The organism is Bradyrhizobium sp. AUGA SZCCT0283 (genome assembly GCF_018130385.1).
Classification (GTDB): domain Bacteria; phylum Pseudomonadota; class Alphaproteobacteria; order Rhizobiales; family Xanthobacteraceae; genus Bradyrhizobium.
In genome coordinates, this window is the sequence record NZ_JAFCLU010000036.1 from 1 (window position 1) to 22,089 (window position 22,089).

Genomic DNA, 22,089 nt, shown 5'->3' on the forward strand with positions numbered 1-22,089 from the left:
AAGCAGAGAACCACCAGACCAGAAAAGTAGCGCGAACCATGGCGTTTCGGCTTGAAGTCGGCGACCTTGAACCGATTCGGATCGGCCGCCAATACTGCAAACTCACCGGCGACGGCAGTTAAGCATCCTCACCGCACCTCATGGCGTCCAGGCGCCGTCGCCACGACTGCAATTCACTTCAAGCGCAAACCTTCACTCATCCAGTTTCTTGCTCAGTTCAGGATCGAGCTTGTTCCGGTGTCGACAGACTGCGGCTCGCTCTCAAAGTCTGAGAGATCATCGCGTCGGCAAGATGCCAGCGGCGGCTCAATCGGCTTCTGAACGCGCCGATCAATCTGCGTTCTTTCTCCAGCGCGCCAAGGCCGCGGCGAGTTCGGTGCTGGACAATGGCCGGGGTAGTACCTCGGATATTCCTGCTTCAGCCAGCGCGTCGACGCTTATATCGATCGTGGACCCTGTGGCGAGGATCAGGGGCTGCCGTGGCGCAATCTCGTGTAGCGTGCGCGCCAGATAGAGGCCGCCTTGGGTATGCGATGGGTGGCTGACCAGGATGATATCGAACCGGCCGGGCGTCGAACTGCACGCCGCGAGCGCGTCTGCCAGGCGCTGGAATCCGACGGGCTCGTATCCAAGCGCCGCCAGCATCTCCTCGTCCCGTAGCAACCGCTCCTGTTCACTCTCGACGACCAGTACCGTTTCGCCATGCCCCAGGGGCAGCATTGCCGCCCCGGCCACCCCGGTGCCGCCTGCCCTCGTCGCGGGCAGCCATACTTCGAAGCGACTTCCGTGTTCTGGTTGGCTCTGCACATTCATCGCGCCCTCATGGTCACGAACGATCTCGCGCACGGTTGCGAGGCCCAGTCCTGTTCCCGCCAAACGGGTCGTAAAGAACGGCTCGAACAATCGTTGCGCCACGCTTTCGTCGAAGCCGCGGCCAGTATCTTTGACAGCCAAGCACACATAGCGACCCGGCGTGAGCTCATCATGGCTTAACGACAAGAAAGCGGGCACGTCTCGTTGCTCGGCGGTTACACGGATACATCCGCTTCCCTGCATCGCCTGGGCCGCGTTGGTGCATAGATTGAGGATGATCTGCTGCAGTTGCGCGGGTTCGCCGGACACGGTGACATCCGCCGCGACATCTTCAATGATGAGCTTGATTTCGGCGGGGAGCGAGGCGTGTAGCATCGAAGCTGACTCCTCGAACAAGGTGCGCACCTGCACCGGCCGGATACGCGCGTCGCGCCGCCGCCCGAACGTAAGAATATTGTCGACCAGATCCCGGCCACGCTCAGCAGCTCGCCGTATCTCGTCGACATGTAGCGCCAGTTTGGTCCCAGGCGTGAGTAGTGGCTCGACCATCTCCGAAAAGCCGAGGATTGCGGCGATTATATTGTTGAAGTTGTGCGCTATGCCGCTGGCCAGCGATCCAATCATCTGCATGCGGCGCGCTCGTTCCAGCCGCGTCGTAAGTCTCGCTCGATCGCGCTCGAGGAACTCGCGCTCAATGGAATTAGATACCGCGTCGCCCGCGAGCCGCAGGACGGGCGGCGGAAAGACTCTGTCCCATCCTGGACGGACGGCGTCGAAGGTGTCGAACCCCATGATGCCTCGCACACAGTCTTGCTGGATTAGCGGGACGCAGACCCAGCCGCGCACGCCGGCCGCCGAGAGCGCGTTCTTAAGGTTTCCGGACGGCAAGGCTTCGACATCGGGGACGGTGATGATGTCCGGCCCGGTTGCGCCCAGCTGTGCCGATAGTGCCAGTACCTGATCTGGCCATCCGGCCGAATAGGATGCTCCATCGGCGCACCATGTATGCACGCGGGCCGGGACTTGATCGAGCACCACGTAGGCGCGTTCAAAGGCGATCGCCCGGCCAAGCTCGCCGAGGACTTGGTGTAGCCGCGCCCCCGCTTTGGCCGGGGGACAATTGATCAGTCGTGTCGAGCTCTGAGCAATGACATGCTCGAACACCGCTCGCCGCGCCAACGCTAGAGCCCGACCGCGCAGTAACAGGCCCAGGTTCGCGAGAAGAGCAAGCAACAGTACTGACACGAGGTACAACCACAGCCGAGACCGCTGCACTTTTGCTTCGACAATCGCCTGGTGCCTTGCGAACAAAGCGCGGGTATCCTGAAGCGCCGGCTGGCTCGGCAGGTCGAGGATGGTCTTAAGCGTTGCATCGATTGCAGGCAGAAGATCATGCAGCAGGCGAGCGTGCGCGAGTAACGCCCGGGCCGCCTCCGCGTCCGGACCGAGGCTGGGCGCTTGCGCCGCAAAGCGGTCGATGCGCTCCTTCAGCGCGTTGACCGCGTCCGCTGATGTGTCGCGCCTGAGATTCAGAAGCGCCGCGGCTATCGCGCCGGTTGCAGGTGCAAGCCGCGAGTCCTCGGCGCCAAACATCGGTCCTGTGCTTAAGAGACCGACATAGGACAGCGAATTCTGCAGGAGCGCGTTGCTGCTCTTGAACCGCTCGGTCAGTTCCTCCTGTTGCGCGGCCATTGCAGCCAAGCGATCGAGCGGTCCAGTATTGAGCCGCTCCGTTTGCGCATAGGAACGAAGTCGGGCCAGTGCATCCTGGATCGCTTCAACGGACTTGACGAGGGTATCATAGTTACGAAGCAGACCTGCACGCGCTTGCACGACGTCACGCTGAAGCGAGGCCTCGGCAAGGGCGAAATCGTCGAAGGCCTTGAGCGTCATTTCATACGCCGGCGCTTTCGTACCTCCTCCGCCCAGCAGGAGCCAGGTGAGCAACGCCAGCAGGAGGAGAATCCCGAGCGCAACCGGCCAGATCCTCATGGGATCGTTCCGCCTGCGCGCGATGTGGCCGTGGCAGGTCCGACTATTTTATCCCGGTAAGCGCCGGTGAGCGTCTGGAGAAAGGCGACGATAGCGGTGATTTGCTGATCGGTCAGTTCGCGGTCAAGCTGAGCAATGCCCATGGCCTTGACCGCCTCCGGCAGCGTCGGCGCGCTGCCGTCGTGGAAATAGGGTGCCGTAGTCGCCACGTTGCGCAAGCTCGGAACACGTAACAACTGCGGCTCAGTAGAACCGAGCGGATGAAAGATATCGTGCCGTTGAAAGAGATTGCCACCCACGTTGGCGCCTTGATGACAGGAGATGCAGCCGAGCGACTTAAATAGCTGATAACCGGCGAGTTCCTCCGGAGTGATTGCACTGGAATCGCCCGCAAGCCAACGGTCGAACCGGCTACCAGGCGTCACGAGCGAGCGCTCGTAGGTTGCGATTGCATCCAGAAGGGCTACGACGTCTGGCTCCCGCCCATACGCATCGCGGAATTGTTTCACCATTTCGGGATCGGCGCGCAGCTTTTTCACCACTTCGTCCGCGCTTGAGCCCATGATTGCGGGGTTGCGAAGAATTTGTTCGGCCCCCTCTTCGAGCGAGCGGTAATTTCCCTCCCAGTTCAGACGAAAATTCAAGCCTGCATTGAACACCGTCGGCGTGTTTAGCGGAAGTAGTTGCCCGTTGAGCGTGACGTCGTGGCGGTTGGCGCTGGCACCGTTCGTTCGTATGTCGTGGCACGACGAACAATCGTGTGTGTTATCGCGAGACAAACGTCGGTCGTTAAACAAACGTTCCCCAAGGACCACCCGCTGCGGGTCTTGGGTGAGCGTGGCCGGGAGAGGTGTGATCGGCTCCGAGCCGACGCGAACCTCAAGAGTAAGTGATTGCGCGGCCATCGGTGAGGCGGCACCAAACCAGACGAACACCAGCAGAATGCATGCTATCCTACTGGAACCTCCGGGCGCGAATGCCGACCGTAGCATCAATGCGGGAGCCGAACGGCATGGGCGAACCATCGTCACATACCCCGAGCGTTAGCGAGAGCGATCATCAGGTGTGCGTCCTCGTCGTGGAGGATGATCCCGCCTTGCAGCGGATGATCCTAAACTATTTTGTGGAGAATAACATCCGCACTCTCTTGGCGTCCGGCCGCCAGGAAATGTTCCGTCAATTTGGCAGCAGGGACGTGAACCTGGTGATCCTCGATCTTCGGCTCGGTCGGGAAGACGGCCTCGATCTGCTAAGAGAAGTCCGGTCGAACTCCGACGTGCCGGTCATCATCATTACCGGTCACCGCCGCGACGAAATCGATCGCGTCATCGGGCTTGAACTGGGCGCCGACGACTATCTGACCAAACCGTTCAATCTGCGTGAATTGCTCGCGCGTGTGCGCGCCGTGCTGCGCCGGTTCGATGTCGGACACGTCGCGCCGGCACGAGATCCCGAGCGCGGCCGGTTCCGATTTTCCGGCTGGCATCTCGACGGCAAGGCCCGGCGGCTCACCGATCCGACCGGCACTCCGGTCGCATTGACGAAAGGTGAGTACGCGCTCTTGCTCGCTTTTCTCGAAGCGCCGCAGCGCCCGCTTAGCCGCGAGCACTTGTTGCAAGCCACGCGCCTGCATGAAGACGTCTTCGACCGCAGTATCGACGTGCAAATTCTTCGCCTCCGACGTAAGCTCGAACGCGATCCGAGCGCGCCGCGCATCATTCAAACCGAGCGCGGCGTCGGATACGTGTTCGCCGTTCCGGTCGAGCGAGTTTGACAGGGGCTCCTCGCCGGGGACCGATTTCACCGCCACTTTTGTATTGCGAAGTCTGGTCCCATGCGGTCTGGCTCTATGGCGGAATTGGAGCGCTGCTTCAACGCTCGCGCAACGTCTCCTGTCGGTAGCGGATCAGCGGCGACAAAAGATAGCTCAGGATCGTGCGCGATCCCGTCTTGATTTCCGCCGTTACAGCCATGCCGGGTGATAGGGTGACCATCCGGTCGTCGATCTGCATCTTGGTGTGGTCGAACGAAATGCGCGCACTGTAGTTCAGCTCCTGGCCCTTCGGTTCGCTGGTATCGTTCTGGGTTCCAAGTCGGCGGTTACTAGAGCGATCTTGTTGCTGGTCACGGACGATGGCGTCCTGCGAGACGCTAAGCACCTCGCCGTGCAGGAGGCCGTAGCGGGTGAAATTGAAGGTGTCGATCTTGATCTCGGCTTCTTGCCCGGGATGGACAAAACCTATATCGCGGTTTGACACCATAGCCTCAATTTCCAACCGGCTGTCACTCGGTACGATGACCAGCAGGGACTGCGCAGCTGTCACAACGCCGCCGACCGTGTGGATCGCGAGTTGCTGCACCACGCCATCTACCGGAGCAGTTAACTGCTGAAGCCTAGCCTTCTGCTCGGCCTTGATCAGATCCTGCGTTAGCCCATTCGCCTTTTGCTCGGCCTTGGCGAGTTCGTCGGAAATCGTGCGGCTGTATTCTGCCATCGCCTGCCCGCGCGTTTCGCGAATCGCGGCCACGGCCGCCTCCGCTTCGTGCAGATGGCTCTTCTGAACACTGAGTTCCTCTTGTTGCTCAACCAGCAATTGGAGGATCTCGAAATAGGTGAGCTTCGAGCTCAGCTCCTTTTCCATGAGCGTCTTGCGAATATCGACGCGCTGCTGGACGACGGGAATCATCGCAGCGAGCTTATGGATGGTGGCCGCGGTCGTGGCCTGCTCGGCTTCCTTCTGCGCCTGCTGACGCGCGAGCGCGGCGATCTTGGCGCGGTGTTCGGTCACCTGGCTGAGCAAAAGCTGACGCTGGGTGCTAATCAGTATCGGGTCTGCACCGGCCGGCGGCGTGAAGTCGGCCACACGATTGTCTTCGTCAGAGAGTGCCGCGCGTAGCCGCGCGATGTTGAGCTGCTCGGCGAGCAGGTCGTTGTGCAGGTGGTCACGTTCTGCCGCGTTTACGGTGGGATCGAGTTCAATCAGAAGGTCGCCGGCCTTGACCGTCTGGCCGTCCTGTACTCGGATGGAGCGCACCACGCCGGTCTCGAACGGTTGGACAACTTTGGTGCGACCGCTCGGCACGATCTTTCCAGTTGACGACGCAACGATGTCGATGGTGCCCCACCAGGCCCAGCCCAGCGCCGCGCAGAACAGCAGGATGATGGTTGCAATGATTGTACGGCCGATCGGCGACGGCGGCGTTTCCACAATTTCCAGCGCCGCCGGCAGGAACGCCAGTTCCTCGCGACGCCTCTGTGGCGGACGCCGAAACGGGATAACGCCTTGCGCAGGTTCGGTGGGTACCGCTGCATTAGCCGACTTCATGGATCCCTCCCGCCTGCAATCGATGCAATGACGCATATCTCCCGCCGGTCTTGATCAGGGCGTCATGGGTGCCATCCTCGACGAGGCGGCCGCGATCGAGCGTGACGATGCGATCTGCCGCCCGGACCGTCGAGAGCCGGTGCGCGATGATCAGCACCGTCCGTCCCTTGGCGATATCAATCATGTTCTGCTGAATGATGCGTTCGCTTTCGTAGTCGAGCGCGCTTGTCGCCTCGTCGAAAATCAGGATGCGCGGATCGGTGACAAGCGCCCGCGCGATGGCGATGCGCTGGCGCTGGCCGCCCGACAGTGTGGAGCCGCGCTCGCCAACCACGGTGTCGTAGCCCTCGGCGAGTTCGAGGATGAACTCGTGCGCTCCCGCAAGGCTCGCCGCCGCAATGATGCGCTCCATCGGCATAGCCGGATCGGCGAGTGCGATATTGTCGCGCACCGAGCGGTTGAACAATACGTTCTCCTGCAGGACGACGCCAATCTGGCGCCGGAGCCAAGCCGGATCAGCCATGGCGAGATCCATGCCGTCCACCAGCACGCGGCCGCGCTCCGGGACGTAGAGGCGCTGCACGAGCTTCGCGAACGTGCTCTTGCCTGACCCCGAGGGGCCGACGATGCCGACCGTCTGTCCGGCCGGCACTTCGAAGCTGACATCGCTCAGGACCTCCTGTCCATCGATGCGGTAGCGAAACGTGACGTGATCGAACTTGATGTCGCCGCGGATCGCAGGCAGCCGCGCCCGCCCTGCCGCGTAGGTTGGCTCGGCGGTGGTGTTGAGGATGTCGCCCAGCCGCGCGACCGACAGGCGCGCCTGATGAAAGTCCTGCCAGATCTGCGCCAGACGAAGCACCGGCGCACTCACCCGCCCGGCCAGGATATTGAAGGCGACGAGTTCGCCGACCGACAGACTGCCGTCGATGACCAGCTTGGCACCGAAATAGAGGATGCTCGCCGTGACGACCTTGCTGATGAGCTGAACCGCCTGGCTCGCACTGTTGCCGAGGCTCAGGACCCGAAAGCTCGCGGCCACGTAGCCCGCGAGTTGCTCCTCCCAGCGGCGCTGCATCTGCGGCTCGACCGCCATCGCCTTGAGCGTTTCGATCCCGGTCACGCTCTCGACCAGAAAGGCCTGATTTTCAGCGCCGCGCTGGAACTTCTCGTCCAGACGCCGGCGAAACAGCGGAGTCGCTCCGGCCGAGATCACGACATAGAACGGGAAAGAACCGACGACGATCCCGGCCAGCAGCGGCGAATAGAAGAACATCACCGCCAGGAACACAAAGGTGAAGCACAGGTCGATTACGAGGGTCAGGGCCGAACTGGTGAGAAAATTGCGGATGTTTTCCAATTCACGCACCCGTGCCACCGAGTCGCCGACGCGCCGCGACTGGAAATAGGCCATCGGCAAGGCCAGCAGGTGGTGAAACAGGCGCGCACCAAGTTCGACGTCGATGCGGTTGGTGGTGTGCGAGAACAGATAGGTACGCAGGATTCCCAGCGCGGTCTCGAAGACCGAGATCGCTACCAGTCCGAGGACTAGGACGTCGAGCGTGCTCAAGGAGCGGTGCACCAGCACTTTGTCGATGACCACCTGGAAGAACAGCGGCGAGACGAGACCGAACATCTGCAGGAAGAAGGATGCGAGCAGCACCTCGCTGAGCAGGTTGCGGTATTTGTGGATCGCTCCCAGAAACCAGGTGATGTCGAACCGGCGGGTGATATCAGACAATCCGGCCCGGCGTGTCATCAGGATCAGCCCGCCGTCCCACACCGCGGTCAACTCCTCCCGTGTCATCAGGACCGGCCGGAGCGCCAGCGGTGACTGGACGAGAACCTTGTCTTCCGCGGCCTTGGCGACCAGCAGGAAGCCGCCATCATTGAGCGCCGCGATGGCCGGCAGAGGTGTGCGGGCGAGGCGCGACCAGTCGGTTCGACAGGTGCGCGCCTTGAGCCCGAGATCCCTGGCGCACCGGAGCATTTCCGGTGCGCCTATCTTGTCGGTGCCCAGCCGATGCCGGATCTGTCCGGCATCGGCGGCAACGCCCTGGAGATGCAGCAGCGTCACGAGTACTTCGAGACCGGGATCGGTTGGTCTCGCAGGATGGGTTTCGATGCTCATCGGTGTTCTCCAGGAGCGACGTTGCGTCAGGCGTGCGGCTGCGCGAGCAGCGGCTGCTGGGTCGGAGACTGCTCCGCCATCTGCATTCCGCCATGACCGTCTCCGGCGGTGACGAAGCTCGATGCCATGAGTTGACCGAGCAGCGCGACGTTGCCCGGCGGAGTCGTGGCCAACTGGATGCTGATGTTGTTGCCGGTTCCGCCGTCGAGGACGTCCAGGCCGGGACCGCCGATCAGCACGTCGTCCCCGGCGCCGCCGTTGAGCACGTCGTTACCGGCGCTGCCGATCAGGACGTCATCACCGTCGCCGCCATTGGCAACGAGCTGCATGCCGCTCAGTCCCGACGCCTCGATGACGTCATCGCCGCCAAGACCATTGATGACGATCTTGTCATTGGCGTCGAAGTCGGTGATCGTCACGTCGGCGCCGAGACCCCTCACGGTTATCACGCCATTGTCGTTGACGATCGTGATCGCGTCATCGCCGTTGGTCGCGTTAAGGGTGATGGTGTCGGCCGCGCCGTCAGCGGCCCCGTTTACGCCGAGGTCGATCTTGACCTCGCTGACATCGGTTCCGGTGAGATCGTTCACCGTGACGTCGTCGGCGCCGCCCTGCGTGTTGACGTCAAGCGTCTCCACGCCGTGCAGGTCCATGGTGATACCGGCGACGTCCCGGGACAGCCTGACCCGCGAGCCGTTGGCCGAGATGTCGAACTTCTCGTTGATATTGGCACCGTTGAACACGAGCGTGTCGTTGCCGGCCTGGCCTTCGACCGTGTCGTTGCCGTCGCCCGGGTTCCAGACGAACGTGTCGTTGCCGGCGCCAAGCACGGCAACGTCGTTGCCCCGCCCGCCATTGACGACGTCATTCCCTGCGCTGCCGGTGATGCTATCGTCGCCATCGCCGCCGTTCAGCGAGAGATTGACCTGGCCGTGGACTCCGGAGGCATTGATGTTGTCGTTTCCGACGCCTCCATTGACCGCCAGAACGTCGGTACCTGCGTCCGCGCCGCTGACCGTCACCTGCGCGGGCAGCCCGTTGACCACGACCGACGATCCACTGCTCACGACGCTGATCCTGTCGTCGCCGGCGGTGCCGCTGACATTGACGGTATCCGCGGCACCGTCGCCGTGACCGCTGCCGGGCATCGCCGACAGGTCGATAGCGACCTGACTGACACCGGTGCCGGTGAGGTCGTTGACATTGATGGTGTCGGCGCCGCCCGCCGCGGTGAGCTGGATGTGCTCGACGCCGTTGAGGTCCATGACGATGCTGCCGACATTGCGGGATAACCTCGCCCGCTGGCCGCTGGCGGAGACGTCCATGATCTCGTCGATATTGGCGCCGTTGAAGACCAGCGTATCGGTGCCGGCCTGGCCCTCGACCACATCGCTGCCGTCACCGGGATTCCAGACGAACGTGTCGTTACCGTTACCGAGCTGCGCGACGTCGTTGCCACGGCCGCCGTTGACGATGTCGTTGCCGTCACCGCCGATCAGCGTGTCGTTGCCCTGGCTTCCAGTGATACTGTCGTTGCCGGCGCCGCCATCGATGACAAGGCCCATGATGCCGGGCGGCAAGGTCGCGGCACTGATCGTATCATTGCCGGCGCCCGCGTTGATCGTCAGCACGTCGCCGGCTTCGGCATGAGTGATATCGACCTGCGCGGCAAGCCCGGTGACCGAGACCGAGGTCCCTGCACCCACGACGTTGATCGTGTCATTGCCGGCGGTGCCACTGACCGTCACGGTGTCCGTCAACCCGTCGGTGCCCAGGTCGAGCGCGACCTGAGTGACGCCGGTGCCGGTCAGATCGCTGACCGTGATATTGTCGGCGCCGCCGAGCGCGTTGAACTGGATGTGCTCGACGCCGTTCAGATCCATGGTGATGTTGGCAACGTCGCGGGTGAACTTCACTCGCCCCTGGTTGGCGGTGATATCGACCTTCTCGTTGAGGTTCGCGCCGTTGAACACGAGCGTGTCTGTGCCGTCCTGACCTTCGACCACATCGCTGCCGTCGCCAGGATTCCAGACGAAGGTGTCGTCGCCACTACCGAGTTGTGCATTGTCGTTGCCGCGGCCGCCGTTGATGACGTCATTGCCGGTGCCGCCGAGCAAAATGTCGTTGCCGTCGCCGCCGGTGATGGTGTCGTTGCCGTCACCGCCATCGACTTTGAGGCTGATGAGGGTGGCGAGGCCATTTCCCGCGGTGAAAACGTCGTCGCCGCCATTCATGTTAAGCACAAAGTTCTCGGTGGTACCGATGTCAAGGAAGAACGGAGCCGGGTTGGTGCGGTCGAAGCGCACGCGGGTGCCGTTCGGCGTGAGCGTGAACACCTCGGAGCCGTTGCCGCCATTGACCTCGGCGGTGTCGTTGCCGTCGCCGCCTTCCATAAGGTCGCTGTCGTCGCCCGGATTCCAGATCATGCGATCGTTTCCGGCCTCGCCGAACATCTGGTCGTCGCCGTCGCCGCCGGTCAGCGTGTCGTTGCCCGAACCGCCGAACAGCTGATCATTACCGGCTTTGCCGTTAAGGATGTCGTTGCCGGCCTGGCCGAACAACATATCGCTGCCGGAGCCGCCGGTCAGCGTGTCGTTGCCCGCGCCGCCGAATAGGTGTGCGGCGGGCAGCACGCCGTTGGTTTCGTCGAGCGTGATCGTATCGTTGCCGCCTTGGCCGAACACGTCGATCTCGGCGGTGTTGGCGACCGTCGGTTGGCCGCCCGTGACGGATACGGCGCCGCCGTTGAGGAGAATGTTTCCGGCCGGGTCGCGGCTGATCACAATGGTATCGCCGACGCTATCGTCAAACACTGACAGCAAGCCGGCGCCTGGGAAAAATGTTGCCTTGGTCGCCATGGTCGTAGTCCTTCCAAATGTGTGGCCGCGGCGCGGATGCGCGTTAGCTATGAAAAGGGATGAATGACCGGCTTTAGCGCGCAGCCGGATGATTGGTGGAAAATCGGTGGAATGAGGGTCATGATCGCTTCGTCCTCCTGCTTTTGTGTCAGCTGCGAGGATCCCGGCGCCGCGCTACAGAAATATTTCAACCAGCGGCAATCGCGTTACATTTGTAACGAACCCGACGAGCGCATGTAGCGTTTCAGCACTCGGGTCAGCTCCATCCCGGTGTCGCTGATTCAAACGCCTTTTCGCAGAATGTGCTCGGACCCCTGGAGCGGAGTTTCTGTTGAGAGCGAAGAGGACTGCCGCCTGGTCTATGCCGCGATGACCCGGCCAAAGGACGACCTGCCAGGGCGGCTCATAGCGGTGGTGTTAGGGAGGGAAACCTACGCCTGGTCGCATTGTCATGCTGCTGCTGCTGCTGTTGTGACGATGCAGCGGTTATGCGGCGTTGGCCACTTTCGTTATCATTGGGGTGTCAATCGGCGTTCAAATTTGACCCTGCATCGGCGTCCAATTTTGGCTCTAACTCGAATTTGAAGCAGTTTGAGATTCGCGTGGTGTTCTTTCGGGAGGAATCAGCACCATGCAACAATCACTGCGACGCTCCAGTTTGGTTCCGACCGGGTTTGCTGTGGAAAGTCCGTTCTGCGAGGCGGACAGAACCATTATCACCGTCCGGTCCTCGAGAAGTTTACTCTAGGTCCATCATGCGGAGCGGTGTCCCGCGCGTGCATCCATTACCAGCGCCGCGTGACCGCGGACCCATCATCGATTCAAGTCTCCCGCCCACAAGGGCGAATGAATCAGTGATCTGCTTCGGCTTCAACAGGGGAGTTTTTCAACACAATCCGCCCAGAATCGGACATTTCCTCCAAGTCAGTATTTGACCTCATTCCAGACTCTGCCGCTCCGGCGATGCGCCCTCAAGCGGCCCATGCCGTCTAGGTCGATTTGAGTTGCGCGCTGTTGACCGGCAGCTTCGGGATCCGCTTGCCCGTTGCCGCGACGATTGCATTGGTCGCCGCAGGTATCACCGCCGTACCCGGCTCACCAATGCCACCCCGAGCCTCCGTGCTCTTCACCAGATGAACTTCGATCAAAGGCGCCTCGTCAATGCGCAGCATCCGATAGTCATCGAAATGCCTTGCTCGACGCGAGCCGTCCTTGATCGTGATCTCGCCGAACAGGGCGGCCGTGATACGAAGATGATCCCGCTCTCCATCTGCGCCTTTACCGTGTCCGGGTTCACGATCATCCCGCAATCGACGGCGCAAACCACGCGCTGCACGCGGACCTCACCGTCGTTCGAGACTGATACTTCGGCGACTTCGGCGATGTAGGTCTCGCCGAACGCGTGCAAGAGCGAAATGCCCCGACCGCTGTCGGGCGACAGCAGCGGCCGGCCCCAGCCGCGGCAAGTTTGAGGACCGCGTTGGCGCGCGGCGACTTGTCGAGCAGAGCCCGGCGGTATTCGAACGGGTCTTGCTTCGCGACCACGGCGAGCTCGTCGATGAAACTCTCGACCACGAAGATGTTGTGTGTGGGCCGACGCCGCGCCAGAACGCAGTCGGAATCCCCGGCGGCTCCTGGCGGACATAGTCGACCTGAATGTTGTCAAGCGCGTAAGGCGGCTCGGCCGCGCCGTCCACCGCATCCGTATCGAGGCCCCTCACCGTGGCGACGAGGTTGTGGAGGCCGGCTGCACGCATCACCCTGGCTGCGTGAAATTCGAGTTAGCGCGGGAGGTCACGCATATTTTGTCATGAGGAACCGTTGATGATGGTGCAGGCCGAGGCACAAAACCGTCGATGATCACCATCTCGCCCAAGCTACGTACGCCCTAATATTCTCGACGTATGTTTCGATCCGGCCGCCGGGTCCTCCACAATCCGAGCCGCCGCGTCGCTTGCTCCAAATCCCGCGAGCAGGATAGTCGTCGCGAGTAACGCTGGGAGGCTCTTCATGACCATTCCAGTCTCAAATTGTTGTATCTGAATCTGACCACCTCTAGTGAGGTCGAACTGACTTTATCTAGTCGCCCGCCGCAGACCAAGCCGGCAAGCGGGCTCAATTGCCATCCAGAAATGTATATTTCTTGAAGCAATAGTATATTCGTGCGCAAGCTGACATTCGTCCGGTTCACGAGGCTCATAGAACAACCAACCGCAGGCGCGCATGACTGATGCCGAATGGCATCGAAGGCAGTAAGGTGCGCAAAGACCCGACAGCTTGAACGCGACTTCACGATCTCGCGTGCTCGGGAATATCATAAAACAGATTCGAGTCTTTCTATCAGAGGCCCGCGCATGGTGTGCATGGGGTCAACAACGTGGAGGGATTCGGCAATGACTAACTTCAAACTTCTCAGCTTGGCCGCGATTTTGTCAACAGCGATTGTGACCCCGGTATTCGCGCAGCAAGCTGTCGACGAACCCGGCATGCAGGCGTTTTTCCAGAGCCTGGGTGTTGGATCCCATGACAGCCCGACAGCGAGCGCCATGGCGTCGGCACGCGGTTCGTATGCGAGCGTGCCGGCGAACCGCATTTCAGCAAAGCACAAGAAGTGAAAAGGCCGCACCAATATGTCGCGGCTCAATCAGTAGCAAAGGCGGTCTAACGGACGCCTTTGCTATTTGGCGCGCTGTTATCAGCCACATCGATCAAAGGAGCGCAACATGCCCGCGTCGGAACCGCTCTCGGTTGTGCCGAATCGTCAATTATGCACATGACTGAGCTCAATCGCGCATCACTAGACAAATATATCCGCAGCGTCGGCGTCCGGCAGATCCGTCTGGTTTGTGGGCTGGTTCTGTTCGCCTACTTGCTAAACCATTTCATCAACCATGCGCTCGGCAATATTTCGCTGGATGCCCTTGCCACAGGTGTCAAATATCACACCGCTTTCTGGAAAAGTTTACCCGTCTCGACGGTGTTTTATGCCGCGGCAACCGCCCATGCCGGCCTCGGGATCTGGGCGCTTTACCAGCGCCGTCAATTTCACTGGAAAGCGATCGAGCCGATACAACTTGTACTAGGTTTAAGTATCCCTGCCCTTATCATCACCCATCTTGCCGGTGTGCGGTTTGACGACGTACTATTCCAACATCAAAAGCTCTATCCGCAGGTGTTTTACTCGTACTGGATCATATGGCCATACAAGATGTGGCTAATGTTCATTGTTTTGATCGTATCTTGGGTTCACGGCTGCATTGGACTGTATTTCTGGCTCCGCATGAAGGCGTTCTTCGAGACGGCGGCGCCGTTTCTGCTGGCCGCAGCGGTACTCATTCCGACGCTTGCCATGCTCGGCCTCTATCAAGGCGGACGACGGGTAGTGCATGACAGCGGCACCATGCAATGGAAAGCGGATAATCTCTCCCGACGTCAGGTCGGGACCGCTGCGGAGCAGGACATCATCGACGGCATCGTCGACTATTTCCTGATTGGATATGTCGGCCTGATCGGATTTGTTTTGATCGCGCGCGGCGTGCGCACGTTGAATGAGCGCCGCGTCGGCATGATCAATCTGTCGTACGGCAACGGCAGGACGGTTCGCGTGCCGAAGGGCCTGAGCGTGCTCGAAGCCAGCCTTCGCAATAACGTGCCGCACGCCAGCGTTTGTGGCGGTCGCGCTCGGTGCTCTACCTGTCGTATTCGTGTGATAGGCGATTGCAGTGCGCTGCCGGAGCCGTCAAAGCGAGAAGCCTTCGTGCTCAACCGTGTGGGCGCCGGTGCCGATCCGGCAATTCGCCTCGCCTGCCAATTGCGGCCGAACACTGATCTGTCCTTCTTCCAGATTTTTATGCCCCATGTCACAGCGGCTTCTGTCCGGAAAGCAGGTTCTGTTCGTATTGGTCAGGAACGTTATCTTGTCAGTATGTTCGTGGGCATGCGCGGATCGACCACACTTGCGGAGCAGCGATTGCCGTTCGATACCGTATTCATTGTCAACCGGTTCCTGAGCGCCGTCTCCCGGGCCGTGATCGAATGCGGCGGTCAACCGAACCAATTTGTCGGGGATGGGGAATTGGCCCTATTCGGGCTCAATGCCGACCCGCAAACCGCCTGCCGCCAAGCCCTTCAGGCAGCAGCACTGATTGCTACGAATATCGATGAGTTGAATCAATTTCTAAACCACGACTTGCTCGAGCCGGTCCGTTTCGGGATCGGCATCCATGGTGGCGAAGTGATCATCGGCGACATCGGTTATCGCGATCACCAGGTGTTCACCGCACTTGGAGACGCCGTCAACGTGGCTGCGCGCCTGCAGGACACGACGAAGGGCCTCGAATGCGAGGTTATTCTGTCAGAGGAGGTTTACAAGACGGCGGGTCTACCGGTTAACTTGCGGCCAGAGCAAGAACTAGAGATCCGCGGACGCGCCGAACCCATGATCGCCCGCGTTGTTGCGAATGCAAGGATGTTGTCCTCACCGAGAATCGCCATCGTCGCCTAGGAAAATCGCTGCAGAGATTCTCGGGGCTAAATCATTCCAAGAAATGGTTTTTCGCTTTCGGAATCAGAACATCGCCTCCCTGTAACTGTTCGTTTGCGAACGCGACTGTCTTGCGGAAAACCCTATCGAGCAACACTGCCGTGCGTGCTGCTATTTACGATTGGACCGGATTCTGGGTTGGCAGCCACGTGAGGGCACCTGATCCAGGTCGTGGGATTATCCAGAATAACGGTTACAAGTTCGGTCGGTGGGAGTGCCATATTATTTTGCCTCTATCGTCGAGATGAAAGGTCAATGCACCATCCAACAGCATTAGACCACCGATCTGGCGCGTTTCCGGGGCTGGGAAAAAATGAGACCTTAATTCGCACGGCCTTTCCAAAATACGCCGTGGAAGAAGCCGGCCAATGGCCGACTTTTTTGCAAGGCTCCTTGTCGATCGAGGGCATTCAGTAAACCTACCCGGCAGCACCGAAAGCGGCGCCTATTGTGAAGCAATTCACAGCGCAATCACAAAATGAGGCGATAATCATCCTCAATCGGGGGAGGATGCGCCAATGCGCTATATTTTGCTTGTTATGCTGGCTCTCGTATCCCAATGCAGCAATGCGAACGCGAGATGAAGGTCACAAGATCGTTTGCGAAATCGCTTTCCGCCTGGCGCAGCCGGATACGCGAGCGGCGGTACGTAAGCTGATACGATCCGACACAGAGTTCGATACGTTCAGTGAATCCTGCGTATTTCCCGATCATCCAAGAAAACGAGCCTCCGAGCATTTCATCAACCTGGCGCGCAATTCGCAGGGCCTGGCTTCGGACGAGTGTCCGCAAGCGGAGAAGTGCGTACTCGGCGCCATCCTGAACGACAGCAAGATCCTTGCGTCAAAATCCGAGAAAAAGGCCGACAGGTTGCGCGCGCTCAAGTTCCTGGGCCATTGGGTTGGAGATATTCATCAACCGTTACACGTATCGTTCGAAGACGATCGCGGAGGCAACAACATCGCGGTCAGCGGGCAATGTTCGGGAAAGCTGCATTCAACGTGGGATACCTGCCTCGTAGAAAATGCGGTCGGCACGGACGTTGCGGATGCCGTTGACGAACTCATCGACGCGATCACTCCGGAGATGATGGCCAAGTGGAACGCTTCCGACCCGCGTGAATGGGCAAACGAGTCATTTGCCATCGCGGAGGCGGTCAAGACCGGTTACTGCGTGATGCATGAAGCTTCGTGTGATTTGCCCAACTCTGCACACGCAACCGTTGATGCGACTTATCTTGAGACGAACAAACCTGTTGTAAGGGAGCAGCTGCAGAAGGCCGGCGTCCGGCTTGCCCGCGTTCTCGATACGGCGTTCGGAAACTGACTGCGATTGTGATGGAAGTTGCACGTTCTAACGGTTCAATCGTGTAGCGAATACGGTCACGTCAATATTTGCGGTGAGCGGCCATTGCTTCGCTAGCATAGTCTGGCGAAAGGCCATAGGCTTTCGACGATCATACTCCGTGACGGAGCCGGGCTCTGGCCTGCCGGACCCGCGTCGAGATAGGTTGTGCCTAGACGGACGAGATACGGCGACACCTCGGTTGTCCCGCCGAAAGCAACGGAGCCGGGATCTCCCGCTGCTTTCGCATTACGATTCAATCAGGCTACTACATTTGCATCTCCCGACTTTTGAGAATGGGCCAATAGGGCTAAAATAATGAGCGAGGCGGTGTGATGATCAGCCGAGCTTCGTCCAATTCGGCTAAGTTCCGGAGGGCCCCATGCGCCTCAAGGTGAACGCGAAGACGCACGAGGTGAATGTCGAAGACGACATGCCTCTACTCTGGGTCTTGCGAGACGAGCTTGGGATAACGGGTCCGAAATATGGCTGCGGAATAGCCATGTGCGGCGCCTGCACTGTGCATGTGGACGGCGGTGCGGTGCGGTCCTGTTCACTGCGGGTCGGTGATGTAAGCGGCGAAGTCACCACCATCGAGGGACTAGGGTCACCAGAGGCGATGCACGCCGTGCAGGCCGCATGGGTCGAGCATCAAGTGGCGCAATGCGGCTATTGCCAATCCGGACAGATCATGGCGGCAGCTTCGCTGTTGATGGTCAATGGTGAGCCGACCGATGAGGATATCGACCGCACGATGTCAGCCAACCTCTGCCGCTGCGGCACCTATCCGCGCATACGGGCAGCCGTAAAGGCCGCTGCCGCCAAGCTGAGAGAACGCAGGTCATGAGCCGTGCAGGAAAAATTGCGCGCCGCACATTCCTCATCGGCTCGGCCGCCGTGGCGGGCGGCGTTGCGTTCGGCATTTACGCTTACAAGCGGACGCCCACGAACCCTCTGCTTAGGAATCTCGGAGATGGACAAGCCGCACTGACGCCCTACGTGCGCCTGGACCAAAGTGGCGTGACGATCATCACGCCAAGAGCGGACGTCGGCCAAGGCGCCTACTCAGTGCAGGCGGCGCTGGTGGCGGAGGAACTGGACCTTCCCTGGGAGCAGATCAAGGTCGATCCTGGGCCGCCGAGCGCAGCCTACTATAACGGAAAGGTGTTGGCGGAAGGCCTGCCGTTCGCCGCCACCGACAACGGTCCCCTGGCGCGTAACGCGCGCGTCCTGGGTGATGTCGGTGGCAAATTCCTGGGCCTGCAGATTACCGGCGGCTCGTCGACGGTTCCGGACGCCTACGAGAAGCTGCGTGTGGCCGGCGCGGTGGCGCGCGAGGTGCTACTGCTGGCGGCCGCCAGGCAAACGGGCATCGCCAAAGCCGATCTGAGGACGAGGAACGGCGCCGTCGTCACGCCGGACGGCAGGTCACTGAGCTATGCATCTCTCGCCGCGACGGCGGCACAGATCGATCCGCCGGCGACCGCTACGCTGAAGCCCGAGTCAGAGTGGCGCTACCTCGGAAAATCGATGCGGCGCATCGATATGGTAGCGAAGTGCACCGGCACGGCTGTGTTCGGCATCGACCTCAGAATGCCCGGCATGGTCTATGCCACAGTTCGCACCAATCCACGTCTAGGCGGCGGCATGAAGAATCATGACCCCAGCGCCGCCGCGGCATCGAAGGGCGTTCTCAAGATCGTGCCGATCACCGCCGGTGTCGGCGTGATTGCCGACAACACCTGGCGCGCCTTCAAGGCCGCGAACGTGATCAAATTTGATTGGGGCCCGGCTCCCTACCCGCCGACGACGGCGGCCATGTTCGAGACCGTGGGGACCTCGTTCGTTCCAGCTCGCCAGGACAGCCGCTTCAAAAACGAGGGTAACATTGAGGCGGCACTCACGGGCACCGGCGTGATAGAGGCCGAATACAAGGTGCCTTACCTCGCCCATGCGCCGCTGGAACCGATGAACGCAGTGGTCCAGCTCAAGGACGGTCGGTTGGACATATGGACCGGCACACAAATTCCGATGTTCATGATGGCGATGGCCGCGTCCATGACGGGGCTTCGAGCTGAGAACATTCATCTGCATGCTCAGATGTCTGGGGGAAGTTTCGGGGCGCGCCTAGAGGACGATTATGTCCGCCAGGCGATCGAGCTTGCGAAGGCATTTCCAGGGCCACCGATCAAAATGACCTGGACGCGAGAGGAGGACATGACTCATGATTTTCCGCGCCCGCTTGCCATGGCGCGCATGCGGGGAGCCGTGAAGGATGGCCACGTCGACGCCTACGATCTCAGCATTGCCTGCCCGTCGGTGACGGCCTCGCAACTTGGCCGACAGAATCTGTCGATTCCCGGACCTGATGTTGCCATCGTGGCTGGCGCCTGGGATCAGCCCTTCAAGATTCCGAACTATCGTGTCACTGGCTATCGCGTACCTGAACTGGTGCCGGTCAGCTCGTGGCGGTCGGTCGGCGCATCCGGCAATGGCTTCCTGCACGACGGCTTCCTCGACGAGCTGATCCACGCCGCCGGCGCGGACCCGCTAAAGGAAAGGCTGCGGCTCTGCTGGCACGAGCCCTCACGCAAGGTTCTCGAGGCCGTCGGCGAGATGTCGAGTTGGGGAAGTGATCCCGGCAAGGATCGCGGGCGCGGAATTGCCTTCACGCTCTCGTTTGGCGTGCCCGCCGCCGAGGTAGTCGAGGTCACGAATACGCCGCACGGCATCAGGATCGACAAAGTCTTTGTCGCCGTTGAAGTTGGCAGAGTTTTGGACCCCAAGAACTTCGACAATCAGGTTCGAGGTGGCGTCATTTGGGGGCTCGGTCATGCGATGAATGCCGAGCTGACGCATGCAGACGGAATCGCCCAGCAGACGAACTACCACGCGTTCGAGGCCATGCGGCTTTACCAGGTGCCGCTGATCGAGGTTCGAGCACTGACGAACACCAACGAGGTTCGCGGCATCGGGGAGCCAACTGTTCCGCCTGCCGCCCCGGCGCTCGCCAATGCCATTTTTGCCGCGACCGGCAAGCGTATCCGCGAGCTGCCGCTGAACAAGCACATCGATTTCGTATGAGGAGCACCGGCATGATGATCCGTTATGCTGTTGTCATCCTCTTGATGGCCAGCCCCGCTTTCGCTCAAGATGCGGGCACCGCGGCGTGGACTGCTGTCTACGAGGTCTTCTCGCACCCCCGTTGCGCAAATTGCCATGTCGGTCCGGACAACGTGCCGATGTGGTCTGGATCCAGCTATGGGGCCAAGCCGCGGCCGCATGGAATGAACACCAGTGCCGGGGCAAGCCGCATCGGCGCCGAATCCATCCCCTGCAGCTCCTGCCATGCCCTCCAGAACTCGCAATTGCCGCATGGCCCGCCTGGCGCTCATGAATGGTTGCTGGCGCCGGTCACGATGCAATGGTTCGGCAAGTCGAGCGCCGAGATCTGCTCCCAGATCAAGGATCCAGCGCGCAATGGCAACCGCACCATCGCCGCGGTCGCAAAGCACATCGAGGACGAGCCGCTGGTGCACTGGGGATGGACGCCGGGACCCGGGCGGGAGCCGGCGCCCCATTCCGTCGCTCAGGTGGTCGAGTTTCTAAAGCAATGGGACGCGGCCGGGGCGCCGTGTCCGGCGAAATAGGCCACGAGTTGAGAAACGGGCTTGGGCTCGGTCCAAGCATAGCGAGCTAAAAGCATGCCCGCTTGTGGTAAGAAGCGTCGTTTTAACCGTGCGCCCATCACTTCCGGTCTACCCCGATATACAGACATTCTGAGAGTCCATCGGCATGTCTCAAACGTGCCAAGACCGGACGTTTTCTTTCGGTACGAGAGCAAACTAACGGTAGCTGCTCAAACGAGACCTTTGCCTGTACCCCTAAACCGAATCACCACCGGGCGGGAGCGGGATATGTCGGTAATTGGAGACCTTTGGAGCTTATCTGTGGCCGGCCCATTCACCAGGGGTTCAGTCCAAATGTTCAAAGCTGTAGTGGTCACAACGGCTGCAGGAAATTCCTGACGACGTTGTAGGCGCAAAATCGTTGCTGATTTCCAAAGGGAGCAAGTTCGATGATCAATCGGCGTCTCGCACTGGGACTGATCGCGACAGCCACCACGATCGACGCGTCTCGCATCGCCTTCGCGAAGGAGAAACATCATCTCAACGGAAAAGACCTTCTTGGCGAAAAAATCAAAAAGAATGGCAAGCACAAGATCCATACGACTGGGAAGAAAGCTGATGTCTTTGCCGAAGTGAGCAACGGCAAGGTCACCTCCGTTACCGCCGCTGGAATGCAGGTTAAGAAAGTGAGGTCACGTCAAAAGTTGGCCGACACGCCCCCTGGCATAACGCTTGCGAGCATGCAACTCGCACAAGCCGACATCTACTACTACGGCTATTGGGTCTATGACGATCTGACTGATTACTACTATTGGTTCCCAGCTGAGTACGTGATCGTCGATTCGTCCTGGATCGATTATGTGGGTTAGGACGCGGGAGCATTTGGCCGATCGATCAAGCTTCGGCCTGACCTGCGCCGTGAGGCTCCCACATGTGGGCAAATGGACGTGATTGACCACAACGCTCGCTTCCCAGCGAGCGTTGTGACGACAGCTTCGGGTCACAAGCGGCGGTCGAAGGATCGCTGATGCGAAGTCCGTACTGTCCTCGGCTTGGGGCCACTGCGGGTATGTCGATCACTTCGTTGGCGCAACGAAGGAGATTCAGTCGCAGACGCGGACTTCCCGTATTCTGTAGCCATATCCGTCCCAATAGCTTCGGCGCGCGATCCGGCAAATTGGCTCTTCCACTACAACAGGCGCTGGATAATAGTAGACCGGCGGCGGTGGCGGCGCGTAGACCGGACGACTGGCCAAAGCACCTCCGATCAAGGCACCCCCGATCAGTCCGCCGGCAATCCCGGCTGCAATCTGACCGTTCTCCGCTCTGGTCGGGCTGACGCTCCACACCAACAGGCTCACTGCCAACGCCCACGTAGTTGGCTGGCGTACTGTGCCCCGCAAAGTCATCTGCGTTCTCCGAATGAAGCGACAGCCGTTTGTCGCCCGGGCCT

At 60.4% G+C, this 22,089-nt stretch carries 15 protein-coding genes; 8 read left to right on the top strand and 7 right to left on the bottom strand.

Annotated elements, in window-relative coordinates:
* Positions 1-330: 330 nt before the first annotated feature.
* Together JQ624_RS32025 and JQ624_RS32030 are read right to left on the bottom strand one after the other, a co-directional pair.
* Entirely contained in the window at positions 331-2,805 is a 2,475-nt protein-coding gene (locus JQ624_RS32025; RefSeq protein WP_212422896.1) for a two-component system VirA-like sensor kinase, read from the bottom strand.
* Complete coding sequence (locus tag JQ624_RS32030) at positions 2,802-3,740, bottom strand: cytochrome c peroxidase (protein ID WP_312014528.1); 939 nt, start codon at positions 3,738-3,740, stop codon at positions 2,802-2,804. Before JQ624_RS32030 ends, JQ624_RS32025 begins: the two co-directional genes overlap by 4 nt.
* Positions 3,741-3,817: 77 nt before the next feature.
* On the opposite strand from JQ624_RS32030, the gene JQ624_RS32035 reads away from it, so the two are divergent.
* Positions 3,818-4,579 carry a response regulator gene (locus JQ624_RS32035; protein ID WP_212422897.1) on the top strand — a complete coding sequence of 254 codons (762 nt, stop codon included), beginning with the start codon at positions 3,818-3,820 and terminating at the stop codon, positions 4,577-4,579.
* Between the two features lie 97 nt (positions 4,580-4,676).
* Here JQ624_RS32035 and JQ624_RS32040 read toward each other — a convergent pair whose 3' ends face one another.
* The 5 genes from JQ624_RS32040 to JQ624_RS32055 form a co-directional block, all read right to left on the bottom strand.
* The gene (locus tag JQ624_RS32040; protein ID WP_212422898.1) at positions 4,677-6,131 is read right to left on the bottom strand and encodes an HlyD family type I secretion periplasmic adaptor subunit; all 1,455 of its coding nucleotides are present in this window, start codon (positions 6,129-6,131) and stop codon (positions 4,677-4,679) included.
* The gene (locus tag JQ624_RS32045) at positions 6,118-8,262 is read right to left on the bottom strand and encodes a type I secretion system permease/ATPase (protein WP_212422899.1); all 2,145 of its coding nucleotides are present in this window, start codon (positions 8,260-8,262) and stop codon (positions 6,118-6,120) included. Before JQ624_RS32045 ends, JQ624_RS32040 begins: the two co-directional genes overlap by 14 nt.
* A gap of 26 nt (positions 8,263-8,288) precedes the next feature.
* Complete coding sequence (locus tag JQ624_RS32050) at positions 8,289-11,120, bottom strand: calcium-binding protein (RefSeq protein ID WP_212422900.1); 2,832 nt, start codon at positions 11,118-11,120, stop codon at positions 8,289-8,291.
* Between the two features lie 989 nt (positions 11,121-12,109).
* Positions 12,110-12,292 carry a hypothetical protein gene (locus tag JQ624_RS39575; protein ID WP_312014529.1) on the bottom strand — a complete coding sequence of 61 codons (183 nt, stop codon included), beginning with the start codon at positions 12,290-12,292 and terminating at the stop codon, positions 12,110-12,112.
* Positions 12,265-12,822 carry a molybdopterin cofactor-binding domain-containing protein gene (locus JQ624_RS32055; RefSeq protein WP_312014530.1) on the bottom strand — a complete coding sequence of 186 codons (558 nt, stop codon included), beginning with the start codon at positions 12,820-12,822 and terminating at the stop codon, positions 12,265-12,267. The genes JQ624_RS39575 and JQ624_RS32055 overlap by 28 nt, the downstream gene beginning before the upstream one ends.
* Positions 12,823-13,513: 691 nt before the next feature.
* Here JQ624_RS32055 and JQ624_RS32060 point away from each other — a divergent pair.
* From JQ624_RS32060 to JQ624_RS32090, 7 genes are all read left to right on the top strand, one after another.
* On the top strand, positions 13,514-13,735 hold the full coding sequence (locus JQ624_RS32060) for a hypothetical protein (RefSeq protein WP_212422901.1): 222 nt from the start codon (positions 13,514-13,516) through the stop codon (positions 13,733-13,735).
* Positions 13,736-13,893: 158 nt separating this feature from the next.
* Positions 13,894-15,624 carry an adenylate/guanylate cyclase domain-containing protein gene (locus tag JQ624_RS32065; protein ID WP_212422902.1) on the top strand — a complete coding sequence of 577 codons (1,731 nt, stop codon included), beginning with the start codon at positions 13,894-13,896 and terminating at the stop codon, positions 15,622-15,624.
* Between the two features lie 606 nt (positions 15,625-16,230).
* Positions 16,231-16,989 (top strand): S1/P1 nuclease, encoded by a 759-nt coding sequence (locus JQ624_RS32070; protein ID WP_212422903.1) that lies wholly within the window; start codon positions 16,231-16,233, stop codon positions 16,987-16,989.
* A gap of 400 nt (positions 16,990-17,389) precedes the next feature.
* Positions 17,390-17,854, top strand: a complete 465-nt coding sequence (locus JQ624_RS32075; protein ID WP_212422904.1) for a (2Fe-2S)-binding protein — start codon at positions 17,390-17,392, stop codon at positions 17,852-17,854.
* Positions 17,851-20,091 carry a xanthine dehydrogenase family protein molybdopterin-binding subunit gene (locus JQ624_RS32080; protein ID WP_212422905.1) on the top strand — a complete coding sequence of 747 codons (2,241 nt, stop codon included), beginning with the start codon at positions 17,851-17,853 and terminating at the stop codon, positions 20,089-20,091. The genes JQ624_RS32075 and JQ624_RS32080 overlap by 4 nt, the downstream gene beginning before the upstream one ends.
* Positions 20,092-20,102: 11 nt before the next feature.
* Entirely contained in the window at positions 20,103-20,657 is a 555-nt protein-coding gene (locus tag JQ624_RS32085) for a hypothetical protein (RefSeq protein WP_249130232.1), read from the top strand.
* A 428-nt stretch (positions 20,658-21,085) separates the two neighbouring features.
* Entirely contained in the window at positions 21,086-21,505 is a 420-nt protein-coding gene (locus tag JQ624_RS32090) for a hypothetical protein (protein WP_212422906.1), read from the top strand.
* The last annotated feature ends 584 nt before the right edge of the window (positions 21,506-22,089 follow it).

Excerpts from the sequence above, each read along its gene's own strand:
- JQ624_RS32040 (WP_212422898.1), bottom strand. The coding sequence starts at position 6,131 with ATGAAGTCGGCTAATGCAGCGGTACCCACCGAACCTGCGCAAGGCGTT.
- JQ624_RS32070 (WP_212422903.1), top strand. The coding sequence starts at position 16,231 with ATGCGAACGCGAGATGAAGGTCACAAGATCGTTTGCGAAATCGCTTTC.
- JQ624_RS32085 (WP_249130232.1), top strand. The coding sequence starts at position 20,103 with ATGATGATCCGTTATGCTGTTGTCATCCTCTTGATGGCCAGCCCCGCT.
- JQ624_RS32065 (WP_212422902.1), top strand. The coding sequence starts at position 13,894 with ATGACTGAGCTCAATCGCGCATCACTAGACAAATATATCCGCAGCGTC.
- JQ624_RS39575 (WP_312014529.1), bottom strand. The coding sequence starts at position 12,292 with ATGCTGCGCATTGACGAGGCGCCTTTGATCGAAGTTCATCTGGTGAAG.
- JQ624_RS32045 (WP_212422899.1), bottom strand. The coding sequence starts at position 8,262 with ATGAGCATCGAAACCCATCCTGCGAGACCAACCGATCCCGGTCTCGAA.
- JQ624_RS32090 (WP_212422906.1), top strand. The coding sequence starts at position 21,086 with ATGATCAATCGGCGTCTCGCACTGGGACTGATCGCGACAGCCACCACG.
- JQ624_RS32055 (WP_312014530.1), bottom strand. The coding sequence starts at position 12,822 with ATGCGGTGGACGGCGCGGCCGAGCCGCCTTACGCGCTTGACAACATTC.
- JQ624_RS32060 (WP_212422901.1), top strand. The coding sequence starts at position 13,514 with ATGACTAACTTCAAACTTCTCAGCTTGGCCGCGATTTTGTCAACAGCG.
- JQ624_RS32080 (WP_212422905.1), top strand. The coding sequence starts at position 17,851 with ATGAGCCGTGCAGGAAAAATTGCGCGCCGCACATTCCTCATCGGCTCG.
- JQ624_RS32025 (WP_212422896.1), bottom strand. The coding sequence starts at position 2,805 with ATGAGGATCTGGCCGGTTGCGCTCGGGATTCTCCTCCTGCTGGCGTTG.
- JQ624_RS32035 (WP_212422897.1), top strand. The coding sequence starts at position 3,818 with ATGGGCGAACCATCGTCACATACCCCGAGCGTTAGCGAGAGCGATCAT.
- JQ624_RS32050 (WP_212422900.1), bottom strand. The coding sequence starts at position 11,120 with ATGGCGACCAAGGCAACATTTTTCCCAGGCGCCGGCTTGCTGTCAGTG.
- JQ624_RS32075 (WP_212422904.1), top strand. The coding sequence starts at position 17,390 with ATGCGCCTCAAGGTGAACGCGAAGACGCACGAGGTGAATGTCGAAGAC.